General features: G+C 38.0%; 17 protein-coding genes and 1 pseudogene. 3 read left to right on the top strand and 15 right to left on the bottom strand.

Annotated elements, in window-relative coordinates; all coding sequences use genetic code 11:
• Positions 1–170 precede the first annotated feature (170 nt).
• From ubiT to J3U68_RS01520, 7 genes are all read right to left on the bottom strand, one after another.
• Positions 171–608 carry a ubiquinone anaerobic biosynthesis accessory factor UbiT gene (gene ubiT, locus J3U68_RS01550; RefSeq protein ID WP_267373857.1) on the bottom strand — a complete coding sequence of 146 codons (438 nt, stop codon included), beginning with the start codon at positions 606–608 and terminating at the stop codon, positions 171–173.
• The gene (locus J3U68_RS01545; RefSeq protein WP_267373854.1) at positions 595–1518 is read right to left on the bottom strand and encodes a U32 family peptidase; all 924 of its coding nucleotides are present in this window, start codon (positions 1516–1518) and stop codon (positions 595–597) included. Before J3U68_RS01545 ends, ubiT begins: the two co-directional genes overlap by 14 nt.
• Positions 1519–1530: 12 nt before the next feature.
• Positions 1531–2541 (bottom strand): ubiquinone anaerobic biosynthesis protein UbiU, encoded by a 1011-nt coding sequence (gene ubiU / locus J3U68_RS01540; RefSeq protein ID WP_267373852.1) that lies wholly within the window; start codon positions 2539–2541, stop codon positions 1531–1533.
• 897 nt (positions 2542–3438) lie between these two features.
• Positions 3439–3954: an endonuclease V gene (locus J3U68_RS01535; RefSeq protein WP_267373849.1), complete on the bottom strand. Its 516-nt coding sequence runs from the start codon at positions 3952–3954 to the stop codon at positions 3439–3441.
• A 572-nt stretch (positions 3955–4526) separates the two neighbouring features.
• On the bottom strand, positions 4527–5132 hold the full coding sequence (locus tag J3U68_RS01530; protein WP_267373846.1) for a nitroreductase family protein: 606 nt from the start codon (positions 5130–5132) through the stop codon (positions 4527–4529).
• A gap of 813 nt (positions 5133–5945) precedes the next feature.
• Positions 5946–6248, bottom strand: a complete 303-nt coding sequence (locus J3U68_RS01525; RefSeq protein ID WP_267373843.1) for an AzlD family protein — start codon at positions 6246–6248, stop codon at positions 5946–5948.
• Positions 6241–6912, bottom strand: coding sequence for an AzlC family ABC transporter permease (locus tag J3U68_RS01520; RefSeq protein ID WP_416384648.1), 672 nt, complete (start codon positions 6910–6912; stop codon positions 6241–6243). Before J3U68_RS01520 ends, J3U68_RS01525 begins: the two co-directional genes overlap by 8 nt.
• Positions 6913–7099: 187 nt before the next feature.
• Between J3U68_RS01520 and J3U68_RS01515 the strand changes: the two genes are divergently transcribed.
• The gene (locus tag J3U68_RS01515; protein WP_267373840.1) at positions 7100–7753 is read left to right on the top strand and encodes a YiiX/YebB-like N1pC/P60 family cysteine hydrolase; all 654 of its coding nucleotides are present in this window, start codon (positions 7100–7102) and stop codon (positions 7751–7753) included.
• A 433-nt stretch (positions 7754–8186) separates the two neighbouring features.
• On the opposite strand, the gene J3U68_RS01510 is transcribed toward J3U68_RS01515, so the two are convergent.
• From J3U68_RS01510 to J3U68_RS01480, 8 genes and pseudogenes are all read right to left on the bottom strand, one after another.
• Entirely contained in the window at positions 8187–8729 is a 543-nt protein-coding gene (locus J3U68_RS01510) for a DUF3829 domain-containing protein (protein WP_267373839.1), read from the bottom strand.
• An 870-nt stretch (positions 8730–9599) separates the two neighbouring features.
• Entirely contained in the window at positions 9600–10592 is a 993-nt protein-coding gene (locus J3U68_RS01505) for a DUF3829 domain-containing protein (protein WP_267373837.1), read from the bottom strand.
• Between the two features lie 471 nt (positions 10593–11063).
• Positions 11064–11189 (bottom strand): annotated as a pseudogene (locus J3U68_RS10645) (pentapeptide repeat-containing protein); the annotation flags it as partial.
• A gap of 21 nt (positions 11190–11210) precedes the next feature.
• Complete coding sequence (locus J3U68_RS01500; protein ID WP_267373836.1) at positions 11211–11402, bottom strand: hypothetical protein; 192 nt, start codon at positions 11400–11402, stop codon at positions 11211–11213.
• Between the two features lie 676 nt (positions 11403–12078).
• Complete coding sequence (locus J3U68_RS01495; RefSeq protein WP_267373835.1) at positions 12079–12582, bottom strand: GyrI-like domain-containing protein; 504 nt, start codon at positions 12580–12582, stop codon at positions 12079–12081.
• 305 nt (positions 12583–12887) lie between these two features.
• Positions 12888–13871 (bottom strand): DUF3829 domain-containing protein, encoded by a 984-nt coding sequence (locus tag J3U68_RS01490; protein ID WP_267373832.1) that lies wholly within the window; start codon positions 13869–13871, stop codon positions 12888–12890.
• A gap of 504 nt (positions 13872–14375) precedes the next feature.
• Positions 14376–15365: a nucleoside hydrolase gene (locus J3U68_RS01485; RefSeq protein ID WP_267373830.1), complete on the bottom strand. Its 990-nt coding sequence runs from the start codon at positions 15363–15365 to the stop codon at positions 14376–14378.
• 74 nt (positions 15366–15439) lie between these two features.
• Positions 15440–16831, bottom strand: coding sequence for an MFS transporter (locus J3U68_RS01480; RefSeq protein ID WP_267373828.1), 1392 nt, complete (start codon positions 16829–16831; stop codon positions 15440–15442).
• Between the two features lie 408 nt (positions 16832–17239).
• On the opposite strand from J3U68_RS01480, the gene J3U68_RS01475 reads away from it, so the two are divergent.
• Together J3U68_RS01475 and ffh are read left to right on the top strand one after the other, a co-directional pair.
• Positions 17240–17575, top strand: coding sequence for a hypothetical protein (locus tag J3U68_RS01475; protein ID WP_267373826.1), 336 nt, complete (start codon positions 17240–17242; stop codon positions 17573–17575).
• Between the two features lie 254 nt (positions 17576–17829).
• The gene (ffh, locus tag J3U68_RS01470; RefSeq protein WP_267373824.1) at positions 17830–19188 is read left to right on the top strand and encodes a signal recognition particle protein; all 1359 of its coding nucleotides are present in this window, start codon (positions 17830–17832) and stop codon (positions 19186–19188) included.
• Positions 19189–19302 lie beyond the last annotated feature (114 nt).

Below are 19302 nucleotides of genomic sequence, written 5' to 3'. Positions count from 1 at the left end.
ATCGTAGTTGACTTCAGCCAACTTACCTAGCTTACGTATAGTTTGCGTTATTTTTATAATCCGCATCCACTTCCTGTGGCGATATTTTAGTTGAATTCAAAAACCACGTATCAGTTTACATGTTCCCCTATTAAGCCGACTTTATTCAAACTATTACTGCAAAACAACCATCATTGCTCCACTAAAGATTTCATCAGTGGAATCGTAGACCAATCAATACTATCCAGCAGATTTTTCACAATCAACCCCAGCTCCGTATCACCTTCAATTTTTAATTTGCGATTAAAAAACAAAGTATCCGGATCCTCTTGGCGCAATAGCATTTTTAGAAAATCGGCCATATTGGCACCAAAATACAGATCCACTGGAATCGACTGATCCGCCAGAATAAAACGCTTCTCATCTGCCGTAAAAAACAGATTCAGCCCCAGATCTTCTATTCCAATTTGAAAATAACGACCAGCTAATAAAGACATATCCGCCAACAGTATCTCTTTTTTTAACAGCTGATTTAACGTATTCACCAACACCCAAGCCGGAGGTTTAGCAGGCAAAACTGACACCACTTTTTTGACCAAGCCCGGGATTACCACATTAGGAACCTGCACAACTGACCTCCTCATTACATTTAATACCTTCCTTACCTAGCCAGTACCCATCTACCAGCTTATCTGACGTCAAGCCTTGTAAGATTGCCACTGCATCAGCCGCAGCCAACTTTCCATCGATAACCTGACGATAAATCTGAACAATCTCAGCCATATGCTGTTGCTGCGGAGACAACCGCATCGCTGCAACCCCAAGTTGGCACATTTGCGCATAATGGGCAAGCAAACAGCAGCAGGCTGCAGACATTGTCTGAATCCCATTAATGGTTAAAAATGACTCATGTTCGCGCGTATATAACTTTAAACCTTCAACATGCTGTAAGCATTTAAACTCACAACTGTCCTTTTTTAAATTGTAGTGTCGGGCGGTAAAACAGCGTGATGAATAGGCCAACGGCAATTTACCCCAGCTCATCACCTCACATGCCATGTCAGGCATTTCAGCAATAATCAGCGCCAATTTTTCTGCCGCCAGTTCAACAGATGCTACCCAACTTATGGCTCCCAATGACTGCATCAGCGCTAAAGTTTGTTCATTATAAATATTCAAAGATTGACCAGCGATAAACGGCAGACCTTTAGCATGCAGCATATTCACTGCGCCCAGATCATTTGCCTCAATCGTAAATTCTTCCTGCTCAACCAACTTGCGTAAACGGCGTAAATCCGATTCACTTTCCATCAAAACCTGAGAGGACAAAATAATTTTTTTACCTCCAGAAGATAGATCATGAGCCAGATCTATCCAATCTGCCAGCTTAAATTCCTGTCGGCGGGAACACACCGTTTCGCCCAAATAGATACGATCTAGCGGCAGTTGCATCATCTGCTGGTAAAAATCCAGCATCATTTCTTTTGACCAGAAAAATAAAATCGGCCCTAGCGTCAGTTCCAGTTTTTTATGTTGCATATACATTCTCAACTACTTCCACGGCCGGCTATACGCACCCAAAGTGACTTGTTGTCCCTCGGATACCTTAGCCAGTGCCTGTTGCCATTGTGGATTAACCGCAAAACTTTCTGGTTGCTGACTGGCCATATCAATGGCTTGTCGCAAAACCTTCGTCACTTGTGCCGTATAAGCAGGACTACGCTGTCTGCCTTCTACCTTAATAGCAGCCACATTCATCGCCAACAATTGTGGCAAAATCTCAATAATATTCAAACTGGTCGGTTCTTCCAGCGCATAATAGACGTCACGATCAACCTGAAAGCGCCCTTTACATAAAGTGGGGTAACCTGCTGCTTCACCTTGCTGATACTGATCAATCAAAATATGATTCAGTCGCGCATCCATCCCCTGAGCATGCTGTTCCCAGCGTACAAATTTAGCTGGAGAACACACCCCAAAGGTATTTGGTGATTCGCCCGTCACATAGCTGGAAAGCAAACAGCGACCTTCCACCATCACACACAGACTACCAAAACCAAATACCTCAATTTCAACCGTCGTATGCTTAATAACCTGTTCCACTTGCGCCAGCGTCAATACCCTTGGTAACACCACCCGTTTGATGCCAAATAGCTCCTGCGCCAAATTAATTGCTTCATAATTGGTCGCCGAACCCTGTACCGACAAGTGCAGATTTAGATGCGGATGGGTCTTACGGGCATAAGCCAACATACCCAAATCAGCCAAAATCACCGCATCGACACCCAGCTGTGCTGCCGTATCCACAGCTTGTTGCCATTTATTCACTTGCCCAGCCTGTGCATACGTATTAATCGCCATCAGCACCTTACGATTGCGCTGATGAGCGTAATCAATTCCCTCTCGTGCAGATTTCGCATCAAAATTCAAACCGGCAAAATTACGTGCATTAGTGGCATCTTTTAGCCCCATGTATACCGTATCTGCACCATGATCAATAGCCATCTTTAACGCTGGCAAATTGCCTGCCGGACAAACAAGTTCAGGTACTTTTCTAACCATATGTCTCTAACAACTCCAACAAAACCTAAGCGTCCGTGACCTAATGCCATTCAGACAGTGCAGGACGAATCATCATTATTAGTAACCGTTAGCACTAACAGTCAGCGGGGATTAAAGCACCAGCCTCAATCCAAACTATTGACCAAACACAATAACAACTCAGATAAATCAGACTTTTAATCTTTTTTAACATTAACAACAAAAAAACACACAAAACAGCAATAATTAGCATCCTAAATTGAGTAAATCTCTTTTTAAATTAAATATTTATACTCATTTTTCATATCACTTCTAATTGTTTCCTAAAAGTCACAAACTTAGCTAATACCATCCGATAAGTAAAATACCAGATAAGTATTTGCCAGATGCAAGAGAAAAAATCAGCGGATTACAACGTAGCAAAACAACTTTAGCTATCCAAAAAAGCAGGCTCCCTTTAAAGCAAACTGATTATCGAAGCGAAGAAAAAAAATTTAAACAATACACCGCTAAGATACCCACCGCTTAGGCATTTTTGCTCCGGCAGCGTTCACTACCACCTTCGCTCAAGACAAATACATAAACAGCTTTAAAAAAAAATAGTATTCGGTTTTTTAGTTGAAGTTTTGCCCATTTCTCATACCTACTTCATTGAATTGGTCATCAATCCTACTTGAGCAAGCTTGTGCCAAAACTCAACTTTTATTATTTTTTAGAAGATATGAATAAGCCACATGCAAACATGCGAAAAAACCAGACATAAACGTGATTGATCCTGTAATCAAGCTAAATGCTCAGCTAATCATCATGACAACCACCTCTCTACTGTGTTATTCCCAGCTGGGCTACAGAATAGATGCCATCTATCCATCATCGTATATTGAGTAAGACGGAATAAATGATGGTTAACCCGATCCATCACTCATGCTTAAATAATTTTGTTTGTTGATCTAAATAGCTTAGCAAATCAGGCATTCGATATTTTCCAGCCATCAATTGCAGGTTTTCTGCTGCTAATTCCACTGACGTTCCAATAGCAGTCACGTACAAAGGATGTTTACTTTTGCCACGACTTACAGCCATGACATAATCACGATTACCTGAAAAAATTTTTTTGGCCACCCCCACAATGGGTATTTTTTGATTTAATGCTTGATAAAGATGAGCGCCTAAGCCTAGATTTCCATCATTTAAATAGACGTAGCCATCAATAACTATCGTCGCAATAGCATCCAAATCAATCTTGGAGAGTAAAGACAAAATGCATGGCAATTCGCGTTGAAAAAATCGACCAGATTGGTAGGGATTAATATTATCCTGATAATCGATAATTAAAGCTTTAATCGCTGATATAGAATCATCCCATTGCTCAAATAAAATACCGACAGACTTCGCTTTATCATCAATATAATAGACATCAATTGCCAAAATCATAGATAACTTTAATCAAATGCCATTATTAACTTATATTCAATAATCATATAGCGGTTAAAGTCCTGAGTAAAGACCCGACATATCCAAGGTAGAATTGTTCTATCAAATAATTAGACCGATTAAAATAAATAATTGTAGTTACTAGCAATCGCATGATTGCCGATAAAATGCCCTGCCCTTGTGCGAGCAAACAAAAGTGGACGAAGGAATCGGTTTATACAACAAAACATACCTAATATTGAATGTTCCCTTCAACTCAAAATAGCCCGCAACAACTTCGTCATGGGTAAATATGCTCTTTTCCACATCATGGCATTAAAATACATTACTCAATCCTGTTTAACCCAAATAATCGAATAATCCCCTTACCACGCCTACTTCCAGCACCATTGCTGAACAACATAACAAGGTAATGATTCAGTTACATAAATCCTCATTGAATAGAAAACGGATCAAAGTTGCTAATAAAGAAAAACATGTCCTTAAAAAATTAAATGGGCGCTAAACAGTCGAAAAAAACGGATTCTGACAGCGTCAAAATCCGGAAATGACCAACACGATAAATCAGATGACTAAAATGAACCGAATTCCTTAAATCTGACCCGATCATCCAGAAAAGTCTTATCCGCGATCGTCGCTTCATTTGAACCAAACGGCATCATCGCGCGCAACTTCCAGCTTGGGGGAATATCCCATAGCTTTGCAGCATCCGCGTCTGGTAGTGGATTATAGTGTTGTAGATTGGCGCCGATTCCTGCATTTGCCAACGCCGACCAGACTGCAAACTGGGCAATACCACTACCCTGTTCCGACCAAATAGGAAACTGATCATGATAACTAGGATATTGTTGCTGTAAAGCAGCGATCGTATCCTGATCTTCATAAAACAAAATCGTGCCAACACCCGCCGCAAAACTATTCACCTTAGCTTCAGTAGGCGCAAATTTATCCGCCGGAACAATAGCGCGCAGCTTATCCATGACAATTTGCCAAAACTGATCACTTTGCTGACCAAAGAGAATCACCACCCGTGCACTTTGCGAATTAAACGCAGAAGGAGCCAGCTTAACCGCCTGTTTAATCAGCTCACTCAACTCCAGCTGTGACAAAGACACATTTTTACCCAAAGCATACTGACTGCGACGTTTAGAAATAGCATCAATCAAAGCATTATTCATCTTTCTTCCTTTACATATTACCAAGCAAACCGCCATATCCAGACAGCTCATTCACCTTGCTTAATTTACCTTGCACATGCTAGAAAAGAAAGTAAATTTACCCATTATTCTTTTAAAAATTAACATGATAACCGTCAATAGAGAGATGTAGAACTGGCCACAACCGCATCTTAAGATCCCTGCACTAGATCTCACCGCAGTATTAAAGAGCCCATCTTAACTTGCAGCAGCCATTAACCATCATCATCGATCAGCCATCATGAATCAGCGTTTAAAAACACCTTAACCACCCCATTGCTTAAAGTTACGATTATTTTAGCCACGCAGCAGAACAGCTAATTTCATTCATCACTGGTGCTGCCATGCATTACCCACCAGAACGACAACTGACTGCCTACATCACAGTTACGCTATTACCCAAGTTTTACTACCTTACAGAGTAAACTAAACTGTAATCAATAAAAATAAATTGGGTGGTTCTTTTTATTTCAACTTATATTCATCATCTTGAACAACCTATTCAAGCCTATGTCCAGAATCTTTGCTCACCGCTTTCAATTCCCAAATAGTGTCTTGCGCCCAAAATTATTGAAAGATTTGATCAATTCAGAGTTTAAAATAAGAGAAATTTTTTTCACAGATGCAAATAGAAGTACCGATATAGATAAAATATGCGCATAAATAATGCACACCAATACTCAACATCCGCTGGCATACCCAAAAAACCGCCACCCACAGAAATACACCTTAGGCTGGATTGCGTCTGAATCCAGGTATTAAGTTACTATTGACTACCTTTAATCGTTTTGAGCATCACAAAGAAAACACATAGCGCAATAAAGCAGTGAGGACAATACTGCCAACCACTGTCACCACAAACGAACATCGGCTAGCGAGTAATAAAGTCAACGCCAACGCAAGCAGATTAGCAATATTCTGAGTGGCAAATGCCGGTGCAATCACCGCAATCAACACACAACCTGGAATAGCCTCTAACATTCTTCTCATGCGCGCACTCAATACCCGATTGCGCAACAACAGGTAACCCGTCACACGAGTTGCATAGGTGACCAAAGCCATGGTCAGAATGGTCAGTAACGTGGATAAATCAATCATGACGCGTCATCAGAAAAGTCGTACCCAGACCGGCTACAGATCCTATTAGCACATACCACGCTCCGGGAATAAAACAATAACCAGCTATTGCCGTCAAAAGACTTACTAACCAAGGTATAGCGGCTTTACACCCTTTCCACATCCCTTTTAACAAAACCAGGAATACGGCCACAAAAGCCATATCAAAACCGTATTGCGTAATATCTCCAAGTACCGGACCAATCAGCGCACCTACGGCAGTAAAAAGAACCCAAATCCCATATAAAGCAACAGCCGAACCCATATAAAAATAAAAATTAAACTTTTTATCTGCAGAACGTTTAATTTCGGCAAACATCAAAGCCCAGCTTTCATCACACATCAGAAACAAAGCTGGTAAGACCTTTCTAGCCGGCAGACCTTGCAAATAAGGAGTTAAGGCTGCACCCATCAGAAAATGACGACTGTTAACCAATAAAGTCATTAAAGCGATCAAAAATAAATGTGGAGGTGATGTCCATAAATTGACTGCTACAAACTCAGAGCCACCGGCAAAATTGACCCCAGCCATCAACGTAATTTGTCCGGCACTCATCCCTTTTTGTACAGCCTGTGCCCCCAAAACCATAGCAAAAGGAATGAAACTGAGCACAATCGGCAATGCTGCACGCAAACCGCGCTCCATTTCTTGTTTGGGAGATAATTGTTTGGTCGGCACCACTTTATTGAAAATCCGAAATTGAAATTGACGATCATTATATTGGTGGCATCCTCAGGCAGTCAAAGCTTATCTTAACGCGTTTTAGCACAACTGCTTTATACATCATCATGCTGTATAATCAACGCATATTCAACTTACTTATAAAGTATAAATGTATAAAAAATATAAGACTCTATTACCCATTATTGCAATCTGGTTGTTAATCAGCCTAAGCGTCAATGCGCAAACCATTTTTCATTTACAAAAAGGGGATCTCATCTTTCAGGAAGCCTGTGACGGTGGAATGAATAGTGCAATTAAAGCAGCTACTCAAGGCATTGAAGGCTATAACTTCACGCATGTGGGAATAGTAGAGCAAAAGAACAACGGAAAATATTATGTCATCGAAGCCACCCATCCAAAAGTCCGAATTACCCCTTTGCAAACTTATCTCCATCCGAAAAATAAATGCACACCCCGCTCAGTTGTCGGTAGATTAAAACCTCCATACCTGTCACTAATTGAACCAGCATTAATACAGGCCAGACTAAAAGTGGGCAAAAAATACGATGATGCTTTCGATATTAATAACGACCAGTACTACTGCTCAGAACTAATTTATCAAATATTTAAAGAGGCCAACCATGGACAAGAAGTTTTTCCCTTACAAGCCATGACCTTTAAATCCAAAGAAACAGGCGAATTTCCTCCTTATTGGGTTGAACATTTTAAAAAATTAGCACTCCCCATTCCGGAAGGTCAGCCTGGCAATAATCCCGGTGATATGTCGCGATCTAACTTAATCGAAATTGTTCATTATTATTAAATTGCACCTTGGAATTACTCAAAAAAATCATAAAATAAATTGTTTAAAATGCCCAATTTTTAAAAAAATGCATTAAAGTATAGAAAATACTTAATGAGAAGCACCTCTTAATGGGTTATAACTACATCACTCTTTACATAAGCATATAATTCCAAGATGTAATTTTTAATAGTCAATATCCGTTCTTCAATTTGGTCATACCCATAATCTAAGCCGAGTTTTTAATCATATTAAGGTTATTAATCTATTTAGTAACTTAAGTGGGCAAATGATAAATTTGATGAATTCAACATCTAGATCATAAAATGAAGGTCAAACAATTCTCTTGATGCGGGTAAATTTAGGATACGATTCTAGTAAGCAATAAAAAACACCTTATAACTCAAGTTACTGGTATGTACACTTAAGTCAGAAATTAACTCATGAAATTTATTTAACGATATTGTGAAAGTGCCAACGCAAATTTTTCTTTGGAAGAATTAAATTTTTTTGCTGTAGCCAGAATTTTAGAATGAAGTTCCTGACCTTTTGCATAGTCATCTTTTAAGAATGTTTCAGCTTTATAATATTCCTTAGCTAAATACAACAATTCATCCAATTGTTCTGCTACAGGTATTAATTCTTTCGTCGCCGCATCTAATTCATTAATAGCTGGTTGTTCATTAGGGACTGCTTTTATTTCATCCCAATATCGATATTTAACACCATAATTATACTTTCTTCCTCGTATAAGATCGGAATTTTGTCCCATAATCTCAAAATAAAGATTCAATTTTTCAAGAAGATATTTTATGCCCTTTTTATCAAAATCAACGTATCGATTGTATTTATCAACCATACTCTTTTCGGTTATTTTTGATGATACTTCAATTTCTGAAGATGCTATATTCGATGGCTTTTCAGAACAGGAAGTTATTATCGTTAAGCTTAAAATGATAATACCTAATCGAACAAAACAATCTTTGTTAACAACCATAGCAGATCCTTATTTATTTGAGCAATTACTACATGAAATATTCTAATATTTATAAAAACATTTGCCTTATTACAATCTCAACATTATTTAAGTGCTTATTAACAGGCATTCTTTTCTCTTAAACTCATCAGACAAATTGGTTCAATCGCATAGAATAATATTATCATATTAACAAAAGCAACAAAATAAAAACTGTGGACTCAATAAACCTTTAATCCAGATCCAATATAATAAAAGAATTTATTAAGCTTCAACAGCTAATAAAATAAAACGAGTAATGAAATATTTAAGAAAGTTTCATATTACTATAATCAAGAAGTAGATATAAAACAAACAAATATGATTATGGTAGATTAAGGTTGAATTAATTTCATTCTTAACTGTATCTTTTCCATTAGGTTAAAATAGTTTTTATTTTGCACGGCTAAACATAGAAAAAGTATTATATTTAATATAATGGCTAAAGTATTCTTTAAAACTCATTGAACACGACAATACTTTTGAAAAAACTGCTTTATAACTTTCATAGTTCAATGATTATGCTCACCATGACCCATAACAATCTTAAGACTTAAAGCGATTTAGAATTCGCTCTGCTATCTAGCTGTATTATTTTGTCTTTTAATCAACTAATTCGTCACATATTTAAAGTTTACTATTATTTAATCGATGCTGATCTATTTTCTGGCACAGAATATATAAATTGGTTAAAGAAGCCTTCAGTCTGATTAAGTGAAAAGACAATGATCAATCTTTTAAATAGTTATATTGATGACTATTGAGCATAGTAGCAAATATTGACTAAGCGATAGAATAATCAAAAAAGGTAATTTAAATGATTTAAATTACCTTTTTTTAAGCTGATTGAAATTATATAGAGTTATTATATTCTTTTATCGTTTCTTTTCTTAACTCAATCAACAACTCAGGGGTTCCTTTAGCTGGTGTAGCATTAATAACGCGCAATTCAGCTTCATTTAGAGGTTTCTGAGTTTCTACTCGCTCTATTAAATCAACCACACATGCTTTAAATTTTGCGGTTGTATCGACAAATTCTTTCGAATAATGTTCGTTGATCAAATCCTTATTTTTGGGAGCCTTACGAACTTTACTCGCTTCTCTGAGCGCCTTTTGCGCTTGGCTGAGATCTTCATAAAGCGGTTTGATTTTGGTCAGGTCTGTAGTGGTTACATTGCGAGCAGACACCTTTTGAGTTTCAAGCTCAGTTAAAATTTTATCCATCAAAATCGAAACCAAAATGCGATTATAAACAAGTTCATTACCCTCTTTTTTAGCTTGCTCCATTTCAAGTGAACGGGTTTCACTTTCTTTGGCTTTTATTGCCACTTCGAATTGACTATATGCCTGTTGATATTTTTGACTGGTTGCTAAGATTTTGGTATGTAGCTCTTGTCCTTGGGCATAATTGTCAGCGGTATATTTTTTTGCTTTATAGTATTCTCGAGCAGTTGCCAATAATTCATCTAATTGCTCAGCTGCTGGTATTAATTCAGCAGCTGCCTCATCCAGTTGTTGGAAAGCTGGGGGTTCCTTGATCAGCGTTTTAATCTGCTCCCAATCTTTGTATTTTGCCCCAGAAGTGTAATCGCCATCCTTTTTGAGCGTTTCGGCTTTGCCTTCTTTTTTGAAATAATTATTTAACTCATTTGATAGTCCGATTAAACCTTCATTATAAAAATCAATATACTGATTAAATTTATCTGCATTATCATTTGGCTTTACAGATACTTCTTGTGATGCGGCTATTTGTGGTATTTCAGTGGACGCCTTAATGACCTTGTCCGATTTAACCTCTGATTTAGGTTTATTATCACTACAAGATACGATTAACAATGCACTCAAACAATACAGCCCTAATTTAACTAAACCTTTTTTCGTACACCGCATAATAAACCTTTAATATTGATAAAATGATGAAAAATCTCTAGTTAGATGGGTAAATATTATAGCATGTACGTTAATATTTTTATTACAAAATTTGTGTGATTGGTGTTTTTTATTAGGCTATAAATTTTAGGCTCTAAAATTCAAATAATAAGAAGGCTTTGATGTTGTTTCAGCCTTAGATAATGCGATTTAATCTTTATATCCGGATTTGAATAATTTTTTACATGATGATATTGACTAATTCATCTATATTTTTTATTTTTACTATATTTTCATTTACAGAATATTAAATTGGTCTTTCTTGGTCTATAACTAAATCAATAATGTGTATTTTTTTTAATATTGTATCTAAAAACATTATTGATTCTAAAAATATTTGATTCATAATGACATTAAATATATTACACTTATTAAAAAATGCCCCGTTTAGATTAACTTTCCAGAATTTTGAAACTTTGAAGTATTAAATTCTGATTTAGACATATTACAATCATAAAACTCACAATCATAAAATTCACATTTTCTTATATTAGTTTCGTTTAATTGAATGTTATAAAATCTACAATTAAAAAATCAGCTCCCCCCCAAATTAACTTGATCAAATAAAACGTTTTCAAATTTAACATGATTATATATAGCAGAGTTTATATCAGCGTTACATAAATTCTGATCTTTTATAACACAATCACTGATATCAATTTGAGCACTATCAGGACTTCCTTTTAACCATTTTTTATGAGATTCCAACTCTTCGTTTAAGTTCATTTATATTCCCCTTTTACTCAATACGCTGTGAAGTCAGTTATAGCAATATTGGCTACCTCCCTTCTCAGATTTATTCAATCACCTCACAGGCAATGACCCGTTTTTCATCCTGTAAAAATAACTAGAAATGCATATTTTAACGATTGCAAGTTGATATTTGGCAGGGATTCAAATTCATCAATCACGATACGATTTTCACTACAATGATACATAGCTCTTTTATTATATTATCATTTAAGAAAAAGTAACCATCAATAAATCTCGTAGTGCATCTGGATAAATTAGTTTCTAAAAAATTAAAAAAAACGGGTATTTTTTATAACCAGTTTTAAAATTAACGTGTTAGCTAAGTTAATTGGCTATCTTCACTTTCTAACTAATATTTCATCCCCTGAGCGTACAGGGAAATTTTTCCAATACGTCATATTTGAAAAATCAGTGTTTTAACTGCAACGGATAGTGATCATCTTAATATTAGTGCCAAAGCCTCCGTTTGCTTCGCTGAATAGATATTGGCATGTTTTTAAATAAGAACGAATCTAATCACACTAATTAATTACACGGAGATTCGTATATTGAAAACATAAGCGCCATTTTTTCATGGCTATTTTAGGCATCTTATATTTTTTTGAAACTAGGTTATTTTACGATTTATGCAATCCAATTTATTGATTATTTAGCTGAAAATGGGAATCCAAAATTCTTCTTTACTCAATGGATTATCTGGCAAATAATCACGATGCATCATTTCTAATCTTGGTCGATGATGATCTATTCGAATATGATTGTTGGTCAGATAATCTATTGCTTGTTGATAAACTTGGTTAAATTGTAATGCTGTCCCTGTATGAATAAAACCAAAATACGCGCCATCGATGGTGATTGTATTTAAACCATCTATCTGAGGAATGAACATAGCATCATGTGCTATCTCTATCGTAGCCCATTTACTAATATGATGACGAGTAATCGGTTCTTCCACCGCAATGATATTCTCATCAATACAATAAGGTAGCAATTTATGATAGTTATTGGTCATAAATTGTTGCCACAGATTGAGTATTTCCTGATTGTTGGATGAATCATATTCTGGAGAGACTGGCAACTGTATTGAGCTTCCGACAAGGTGTTTAGTTAAAATTTTATTACCAATAATAGACAGTTTTCCTGTAATCATCATTTTTTCTCCTTGGCATTAATATTCTATCAATCATGAATCCGCGCTATTTCGATAATTGCATGAACAGCCAACTTAACCGGTGACGTGCATCAGATATTATTCCTATCCTTTCGTGCAAAAGTGTCCCATACAAGCGCATACACATTATCTGAACAAGTCTTTCAAGAGGAACTTGACTTAATCTTGCCCAGCAGATATTGCATTATATTATTGGTATTCCCTATACGATATGAAAATTAAAATAATATAAGAGGTAATTCAGCTCAGCTAAACTACCTCTTGAGGATAAAAAATTTAAATTTTATTTAATTAATGCGATTATATCTACTTGTTGCTGATTGTTGAATGTCAGCTAGTTTTTCTGGCGTTCCATCGACATTTCTAGGATAGCGAACTTCAGAATTTCTTAATGTTTTTTTATTTTCAACCCGATCAATTAAATTAATTACCTCTAATTTAAATTCGGTTGTTTTTTCAACATATCTTTCTACATTTTCCAATTCATCTTTGTTTTTGGCATTATTAACAGCGTCTCTCAATGCTTTTTGCGCTTGATTATATTCTTCATATAATGGTTTGATTTTGGTTAAATCTGTTGATAGCACATTAGCAGCAGAAATCTTTTCTGCATTTAGCTCATCCAGGATTTTATCCATCTTAGTGGCGACATTAATCAGATTATATCTCACTTCATCACCCTCTTTTTTGGCTTGTTCCATTTGTTCAGCGCGTACAACTCTTTGTCTATTTTCTAAAGCCTGATTAAATTTAGAATAAAGCGACTCGAACTTGTTTATTTCGGCCAGTATTTTAGTGTGCAATTCTTGACCCTTAGCATATTGATCATCTTTGTAATCTTTTGCTTTGTAATATTCTCGTGCCGATGTCAATAATTGATCTAAATTTTCAGCCACAGGAATCAATTCTTTAGCAATGTCATCAAATTCTTGCATCGCTGGTGCCTCTTGCGGCAGTTTTTTGATTTCATCCCATTTAGAATAACTTGATCCAATCGTATATGCTTCTTCTTTATTTAAATTTGGATCTTGTCCCATATTTTGAATATAAGTGTTAACTTCTTCGTAAATGTCATTCAAACCATCATTATAGAATTCAACATATTTATTGTATTTGTTGCTTTCTTCTTGCTTTTTATCTTTCCCAGATAATTGATTGATAACATTTTTACCTTGGGTTTTCAGATCGCTGGAATCACCACACGCTGCCATGAAAGAACTACTCAAAATAATTAAAGCCAACCCAATCAAACGATTTTTGCTAAAACGCATATAAATTCTCCGATATTAAAATAAACAAAATAAGGTAATGTGTAAATTCAGTTTAGTTTTTAGAATGACATTTCTTATCCGATTATATCAAATTAAAAGAAATTGAAATTAATAATCGTTAATTTTAGATATGTAAATATGATTTTAGCAAATCAAATTGATGTTTTCTCAAGCTATTTCGTAATAATTAAATGATGAAGATATATTTTAGCTATTCACCTGCTGATAATTGGTTTTTTAATATATTAGCTGATAACTATAGCAGTAATTTACAGAGTATGGCTGGCTAAGCATTAATAATGTGCCTATTTCAAATTGAACCCTATTTTCAAGTTGATAAAAATTTAGGTATAGAGATACCAGCAACAATTTGTTTACGATTAGATTATATTTTTTCCAGGGCAAGTAAAAAATTATTAGACTTAATATTAGCAATGACTTTGATTAAACCACTATATACAGGCTTTTAAGATTTAAAATTAATCAGCTACTGCTTATATTTAGTTAGTGATATTTTTCCAAAGCATGGAATATGACTTTTAACAGGCGCTGATTATTAACCTGATCCATGACATTGATGGGTTGGTGTGTGACTGGCTGCATGCCCACGGTCAAACGTAACGCTCCTTCCTTCCAGCGCCGACTACTGGCTCGGGTACAATCTTGAGCGGTGGAAACATCGACAATGTAAGCAGATGTGGTGGCTATTTCTCTGTCAATCAATTGCGCAACACATAGAACATCATGGATCCAGCATCCAGGCAAATGACGTGTCTGTATTGAATAATCCATCCAAGGACGTGTGGTACGAACGATAAAATTACTCAGCGGATTGTTGTAGTTTTGTAATTGATCTAAATCCTGATGGGTAAGCATGGTCTGCGTGGTGACATCTAATGGCGCAAGGGTAATATTGGCACCGCTTTCGATAACAATTTTCGCCGCTTCAGGATCAACGGCAAAGTTGGTGTCTTTAAGATAATTATCCAGTTGAAATACTCCACCCATGATAACGATTTCGGCCACGGAGCGGGCAAAATCTGGGTAAAGCTGGATGGTATGGGCTATGTTGGTTAAGGGTCCAATGGCAACTACGGTTATTTCACCTGGATTGTTGCACACGAGTTCTCCAATTGCTTGAGCGGCATGTGGTGTGCTGATATCTGCAACCGCAGGTAATGCAGGTAGATTATCCCAAAGAGATAATAAACCCTGTTTGCGCACATTGTTATCCAGTTGCTCCCGCCATGGTTCAGCCGGTTCAAGTAATGCCTGCGCCGCGCCTTTTACTACCGGAATAGTGACGTTCAGTTCTTTTAGCATCTGGCAGGCTACCCGATAACCGGTATCGCGAGGCGTATTACCCGCAACGATGGTAATCAGTTCCAGTTTGATTGAATCAGAGGCTAAAGCTAAGGCCAGAGCCAGTCCATCATCAACATTGGCCCCTGGAATGCCATTACCAGGATCACAGTCAATCACGATGCGCTTCATAAATCTTACCTATACGTATATTGCAACGGAGTCAAAACTGACTCCGTTTTATGTATCAATCAATTGAGAACGCTTTAGATAGCATCTTCAACTGCATTTAGATCACGTCCGCGTGTTTCCGGAGCAAAGAAAGTAGTGACAAAACCAATACCGGCCATGACTGCGAAGTAAATGGCAATAGGCCACCATGACTTGTAATGATCAAATAATGCTGAAGCAACTAAAGCTGCTGTACCACCAGAAAGGATACCACCGAGTTCTTTGGCCAGAGCCATTTTGGAATAGCGGTTGCGTACACCGAAAAGCTCTACGCCATATGCTGCCTGTACACCGAAGATACCCAGTGAAGCCAAACACATACCGATAACAATAATCGTGGCTACGATGAAGGGATCACGGGTTTCCAGAAACATATAAGCTGGCACGGCATACAGCATGAGCAGGAAGCAGAACCAACGGTAAACAATGCGTCGACCAAACCGGTCAGACAGCCAACCAGCAAACGGAATCACAAAGAAACCCAGCAAGGAAGCCACAAATACCGCTGTAGTGGCAACGGTTTTATTGACATGCAGAATTTTGACTACATAGCCAATGACAAATCCTTGTGCCAAATAAGATGGTCCATTTTCACCAATTCGCAACCCTAGCATGACAAAAAACGCTTTATTGCGCGCCCATAGGGAAGTGTGAGAATGGTTGGCGGTGGCTGGGGTCGCTAAGCCGTTATCTGTTGGTGCTTGTTCAGATTCTTTTTGCTCCTGTTCAAACACCGGTGTTTCACGCACATGGCGACGGATTAATGTTGCAGCAACAGCAATTAAGGCACTGAGGACAAATGGAATGCGCCAGCCCCAGGTATTCACATCTGCAGGATCCAGCATCAGGACTAGCAGCCATACGGCGGACGCGACCAATGTACCACTGTTGGAACCAATGCCAATAATGGAGGCAATCAGACCGCGGTGTTTTGGAGGAGCATATTCCCCCAGCATGACAGTAGCGCCAGAAAGCTCAGCACCGGCACCAAAGCCCTGAACGAAGCGTAATATGACCAGCATCAATGGTGCCCATAGACCAATGGTGGCATAGCTGGGAATAAAGCCAATTAGGGTAGTGGAAATCCCCATTAATGCGATGGTCGTCACCAGTACAAATTTCCGTCCTTTGCGATCGCCCATTCGGCCAAAAAAGATGGCACCAATCGGGCGGGCAACAAAGCCAACTGAATAAGTGGCAAAACTTGATAATAAGGCAAGTGTCGGCGTTACTTCTGGAAAAAACACATCTCCGAACACCAGACCTGCGGCCAGACCGTACAGGGCAAAATCCACATATTCCATGGTGGTACCAAGCCAGCAGGAAAGTGTTGCCTTAATAAATTCCCGTCGTCCTTCAGGTGTGGCTAAACGTTGTTCAGCTGCGCTTTGCTTATGGCTGTCAACTGACGATTGTAAGTCACTCATTCAAATATCCTATGGTTACAAATCAGGGTGATACTATTAAAAATAAAAGTTAAAACAAAAATTCATGCTCAAATTTGCTGTTGAAATAACCCAGCACCAGACTGACATAAGACACTAATTAACCAAAAAGCCGCTGTTTTCCGCGCCAAGCTTGGGTATGATGTCATAAACAGAATGATCAAAAATTAACCAAGACAACACCAAAAGATGGTTTTGTGATTAAATTTTTGGGTTGCCAAAATATTGCCTGCTGAAAAAAACTGCGCCCTCAATCTTTCAAACACCACTGTTTCAATGGCAAGCAACGGGTAAGAAATAAAATCACAAGTATTTGATCAAAGGCGACGCCAGCTGTAATATTTTATCAGCATAAAATCGCCTGTAATAATGAAAATACCTGTAGCATAAATGCACCACTTTGCAGGTTATGACTATTGCCCAGATTGGTATTATCGAAACACTCAACATCAGCGCCACAATCACAGGAAAATACATCAATTACGAACCTTGCACACTGTAGTGAATATTTCCATTCCTTTGAATAAAATCATTAACCCTGAAGTTAAATTATGTACCCGTCCAATCCACGCCAATAGTCGTTTTGGCATTAAAAAGGCTGCTATACTACGCAGGCATTTAACCGCGATACTGGCAAAAAATAGTTGGCTATTTCCGCAGTGTACTGAGCTGAAAAATTCTGGCTATGTGAAGCAGACCAAATACCTATTGTTGAGTACTGTGTAGGCAAATATCCGCACCAAAATTAAACAACTCATTTTTTTCCGCAACAATAGCGCGCCATTTTTAGGCGCGCGTAGTGTAAAATAGGCAATATTTTGTCGCTTCATCGATTAAAAACAGATTTAGAGGAAGCGACAGTGTGCTATTTTATAACCAAATCGCCTTTTATTCATCCCCCATTTTTATGGAATTGATTGGAAGTAGCGATTTTCAACAGATATGAACAGGCTACTTACACGTAGCTGGAGACGGTTTCGATGTTAGATAATCTATCAGATCGCTTTAGTAAAATCGCTAAAACCCTGCGCGGTCAAGCGCGCCTGAGTGAAGATAATATCAAGGAAGCCTTGCGCGAAGTTCGCATGGCTTTACTGGAAGCAGACGTGGCTTTACCGGTTGTAAAAGATTTTATGAGTTCGGTAAAAGAACGTGCAGTCGGTCAAGAGGTCATCGGCAGCCTCACGCCTGGTCAGGCTTTTATTGGTGTGGTCAATGATGCACTAACCGAGCTGATGGGTAAAGAAAACAGCAGTTTAAATCTGGCAGCAGTCCCGCCAGCAGTTATTCTGATGGCTGGTTTACAAGGTGCCGGTAAAACCACGACTGTGGGCAAACTGGCCAGATTGCTGAAAAATGACCATAAGAAGAAAGTATTGGTTGTTTCTGCTGACGTTTATCGTCCAGCGGCTATTGAACAGTTAAAACTATTGGCACAACAGGTAGAAGTGGATTTCTTCCCTTCCAACGAAAATGAGCAGCCTGTTACTATTGCCAGCAATGCTTTAGATTATGCTAAAAAGCATTTTTATGATGTTTTGATGGTTGATACGGCCGGTCGACTGGCGATTGATGAGAAAATGATGGATGAAATCCAGCAGGTTCACGCCGCAATCAACCCAGTTGAAACCTTGTTCGTGGTGGATGCCATGCAGGGTCAGGATGCAGTCAATACGGCCAAAGCATTTAATGATACTCTGCCGTTGACTGGCGTGGTGCTCACTAAAATGGATGGTGATGCCCGTGGTGGTGCTGCTCTGTCTGTGCGTCATGTAACGGGTAAACCCATCAAGTTTATTGGTGTGGGTGAAAAAATCACTGGATTAGAACCGTTTTATCCAGACCGTATGGCCTCACGTATTCTGGGTATGGGCGATGTCTTATCGCTGATTGAAGATGTGCAAAAAGGTATCGACGAAAAAACTGCTCAGCAGATGGCGAAGAAGCTGCATAAGGGCAAGGGTTTCGATCTAAATGACTTTAAAGCGCAGATTCAACAAATGCATAAGATGGGTGGAATTGAATCGATCATGTCCAAATTACCGGGCGAAATGGGCAAAATGGCGACACAGGTACCGGAAGGAACTGCCGCAAAAGCCATGAATCGTGTTGAAGCCATCATCAATTCGATGACGCCGAAAGAACGTAGTCATCCATTGCTGATTAAAGCCAGCCGTAAACGGCGGATTGCCAATGGTGCAGGTGTAACTGTGCAGGAAGTAAATAAAATGCTTAAGCAGTTTGAACAATCACAAAAGATGATGAAATCGCTGACAAAAGGTGGTATGGGCAAGCTGCTGCGTATGGCCAAAGGAATGAAAGGGATGTTCCCGCAATAATATCTGCAAACTGCCTGAGTATTTCAGGCAGTTTTTTTGATGGTTTACCCATATTCTAGTATGACGGTTCAACCATCAATCAGTTCAACATAGATGATTTTTGATTAACCAATC

Source organism: Snodgrassella sp. B3882 (assembly GCF_026535915.1).
In the GTDB taxonomy this organism is placed as follows: Bacteria; Pseudomonadota; Gammaproteobacteria; order Burkholderiales; family Neisseriaceae; genus Snodgrassella.
This window is presented reverse-complemented; position numbering and strand designations above follow the sequence as displayed.

What these genes read in the sequence shown, in the direction of transcription:
- J3U68_RS01500 (WP_267373836.1), bottom strand. Translation starts at nt 11,402, where the DNA reads ATGAACTTAAACGAAGAGTTGGAATCTCATAAAAAATGGTTAAAAGGA.
- J3U68_RS01490 (WP_267373832.1), bottom strand. Translation starts at nt 13,871, where the DNA reads ATGCGTTTTAGCAAAAATCGTTTGATTGGGTTGGCTTTAATTATTTTG.
- J3U68_RS01485 (WP_267373830.1), bottom strand. Translation starts at nt 15,365, where the DNA reads ATGAAGCGCATCGTGATTGACTGTGATCCTGGTAATGGCATTCCAGGG.
- J3U68_RS01520 (WP_416384648.1), bottom strand. Translation starts at nt 6,912, where the DNA reads ATGGAGCGCGGTTTGCGTGCAGCATTGCCGATTGTGCTCAGTTTCATT.
- J3U68_RS01475 (WP_267373826.1), top strand. Translation starts at nt 17,240, where the DNA reads ATGCACCACTTTGCAGGTTATGACTATTGCCCAGATTGGTATTATCGA.
- J3U68_RS01515 (WP_267373840.1), top strand. Translation starts at nt 7,100, where the DNA reads ATGTATAAAAAATATAAGACTCTATTACCCATTATTGCAATCTGGTTG.
- J3U68_RS01480 (WP_267373828.1), bottom strand. Translation starts at nt 16,831, where the DNA reads ATGAGTGACTTACAATCGTCAGTTGACAGCCATAAGCAAAGCGCAGCT.
- J3U68_RS01545 (WP_267373854.1), bottom strand. Translation starts at nt 1,518, where the DNA reads ATGCAACATAAAAAACTGGAACTGACGCTAGGGCCGATTTTATTTTTC.
- J3U68_RS01510 (WP_267373839.1), bottom strand. Translation starts at nt 8,729, where the DNA reads ATGGTTGTTAACAAAGATTGTTTTGTTCGATTAGGTATTATCATTTTA.
- J3U68_RS01530 (WP_267373846.1), bottom strand. Translation starts at nt 5,132, where the DNA reads ATGAATAATGCTTTGATTGATGCTATTTCTAAACGTCGCAGTCAGTAT.
- J3U68_RS01535 (WP_267373849.1), bottom strand. Translation starts at nt 3,954, where the DNA reads ATGATTTTGGCAATTGATGTCTATTATATTGATGATAAAGCGAAGTCT.
- ffh (WP_267373824.1), top strand. Translation starts at nt 17,830, where the DNA reads ATGTTAGATAATCTATCAGATCGCTTTAGTAAAATCGCTAAAACCCTG.
- J3U68_RS01495 (WP_267373835.1), bottom strand. Translation starts at nt 12,582, where the DNA reads ATGATGATTACAGGAAAACTGTCTATTATTGGTAATAAAATTTTAACT.
- J3U68_RS01525 (WP_267373843.1), bottom strand. Translation starts at nt 6,248, where the DNA reads ATGATTGATTTATCCACGTTACTGACCATTCTGACCATGGCTTTGGTC.
- ubiU (WP_267373852.1), bottom strand. Translation starts at nt 2,541, where the DNA reads ATGGTTAGAAAAGTACCTGAACTTGTTTGTCCGGCAGGCAATTTGCCA.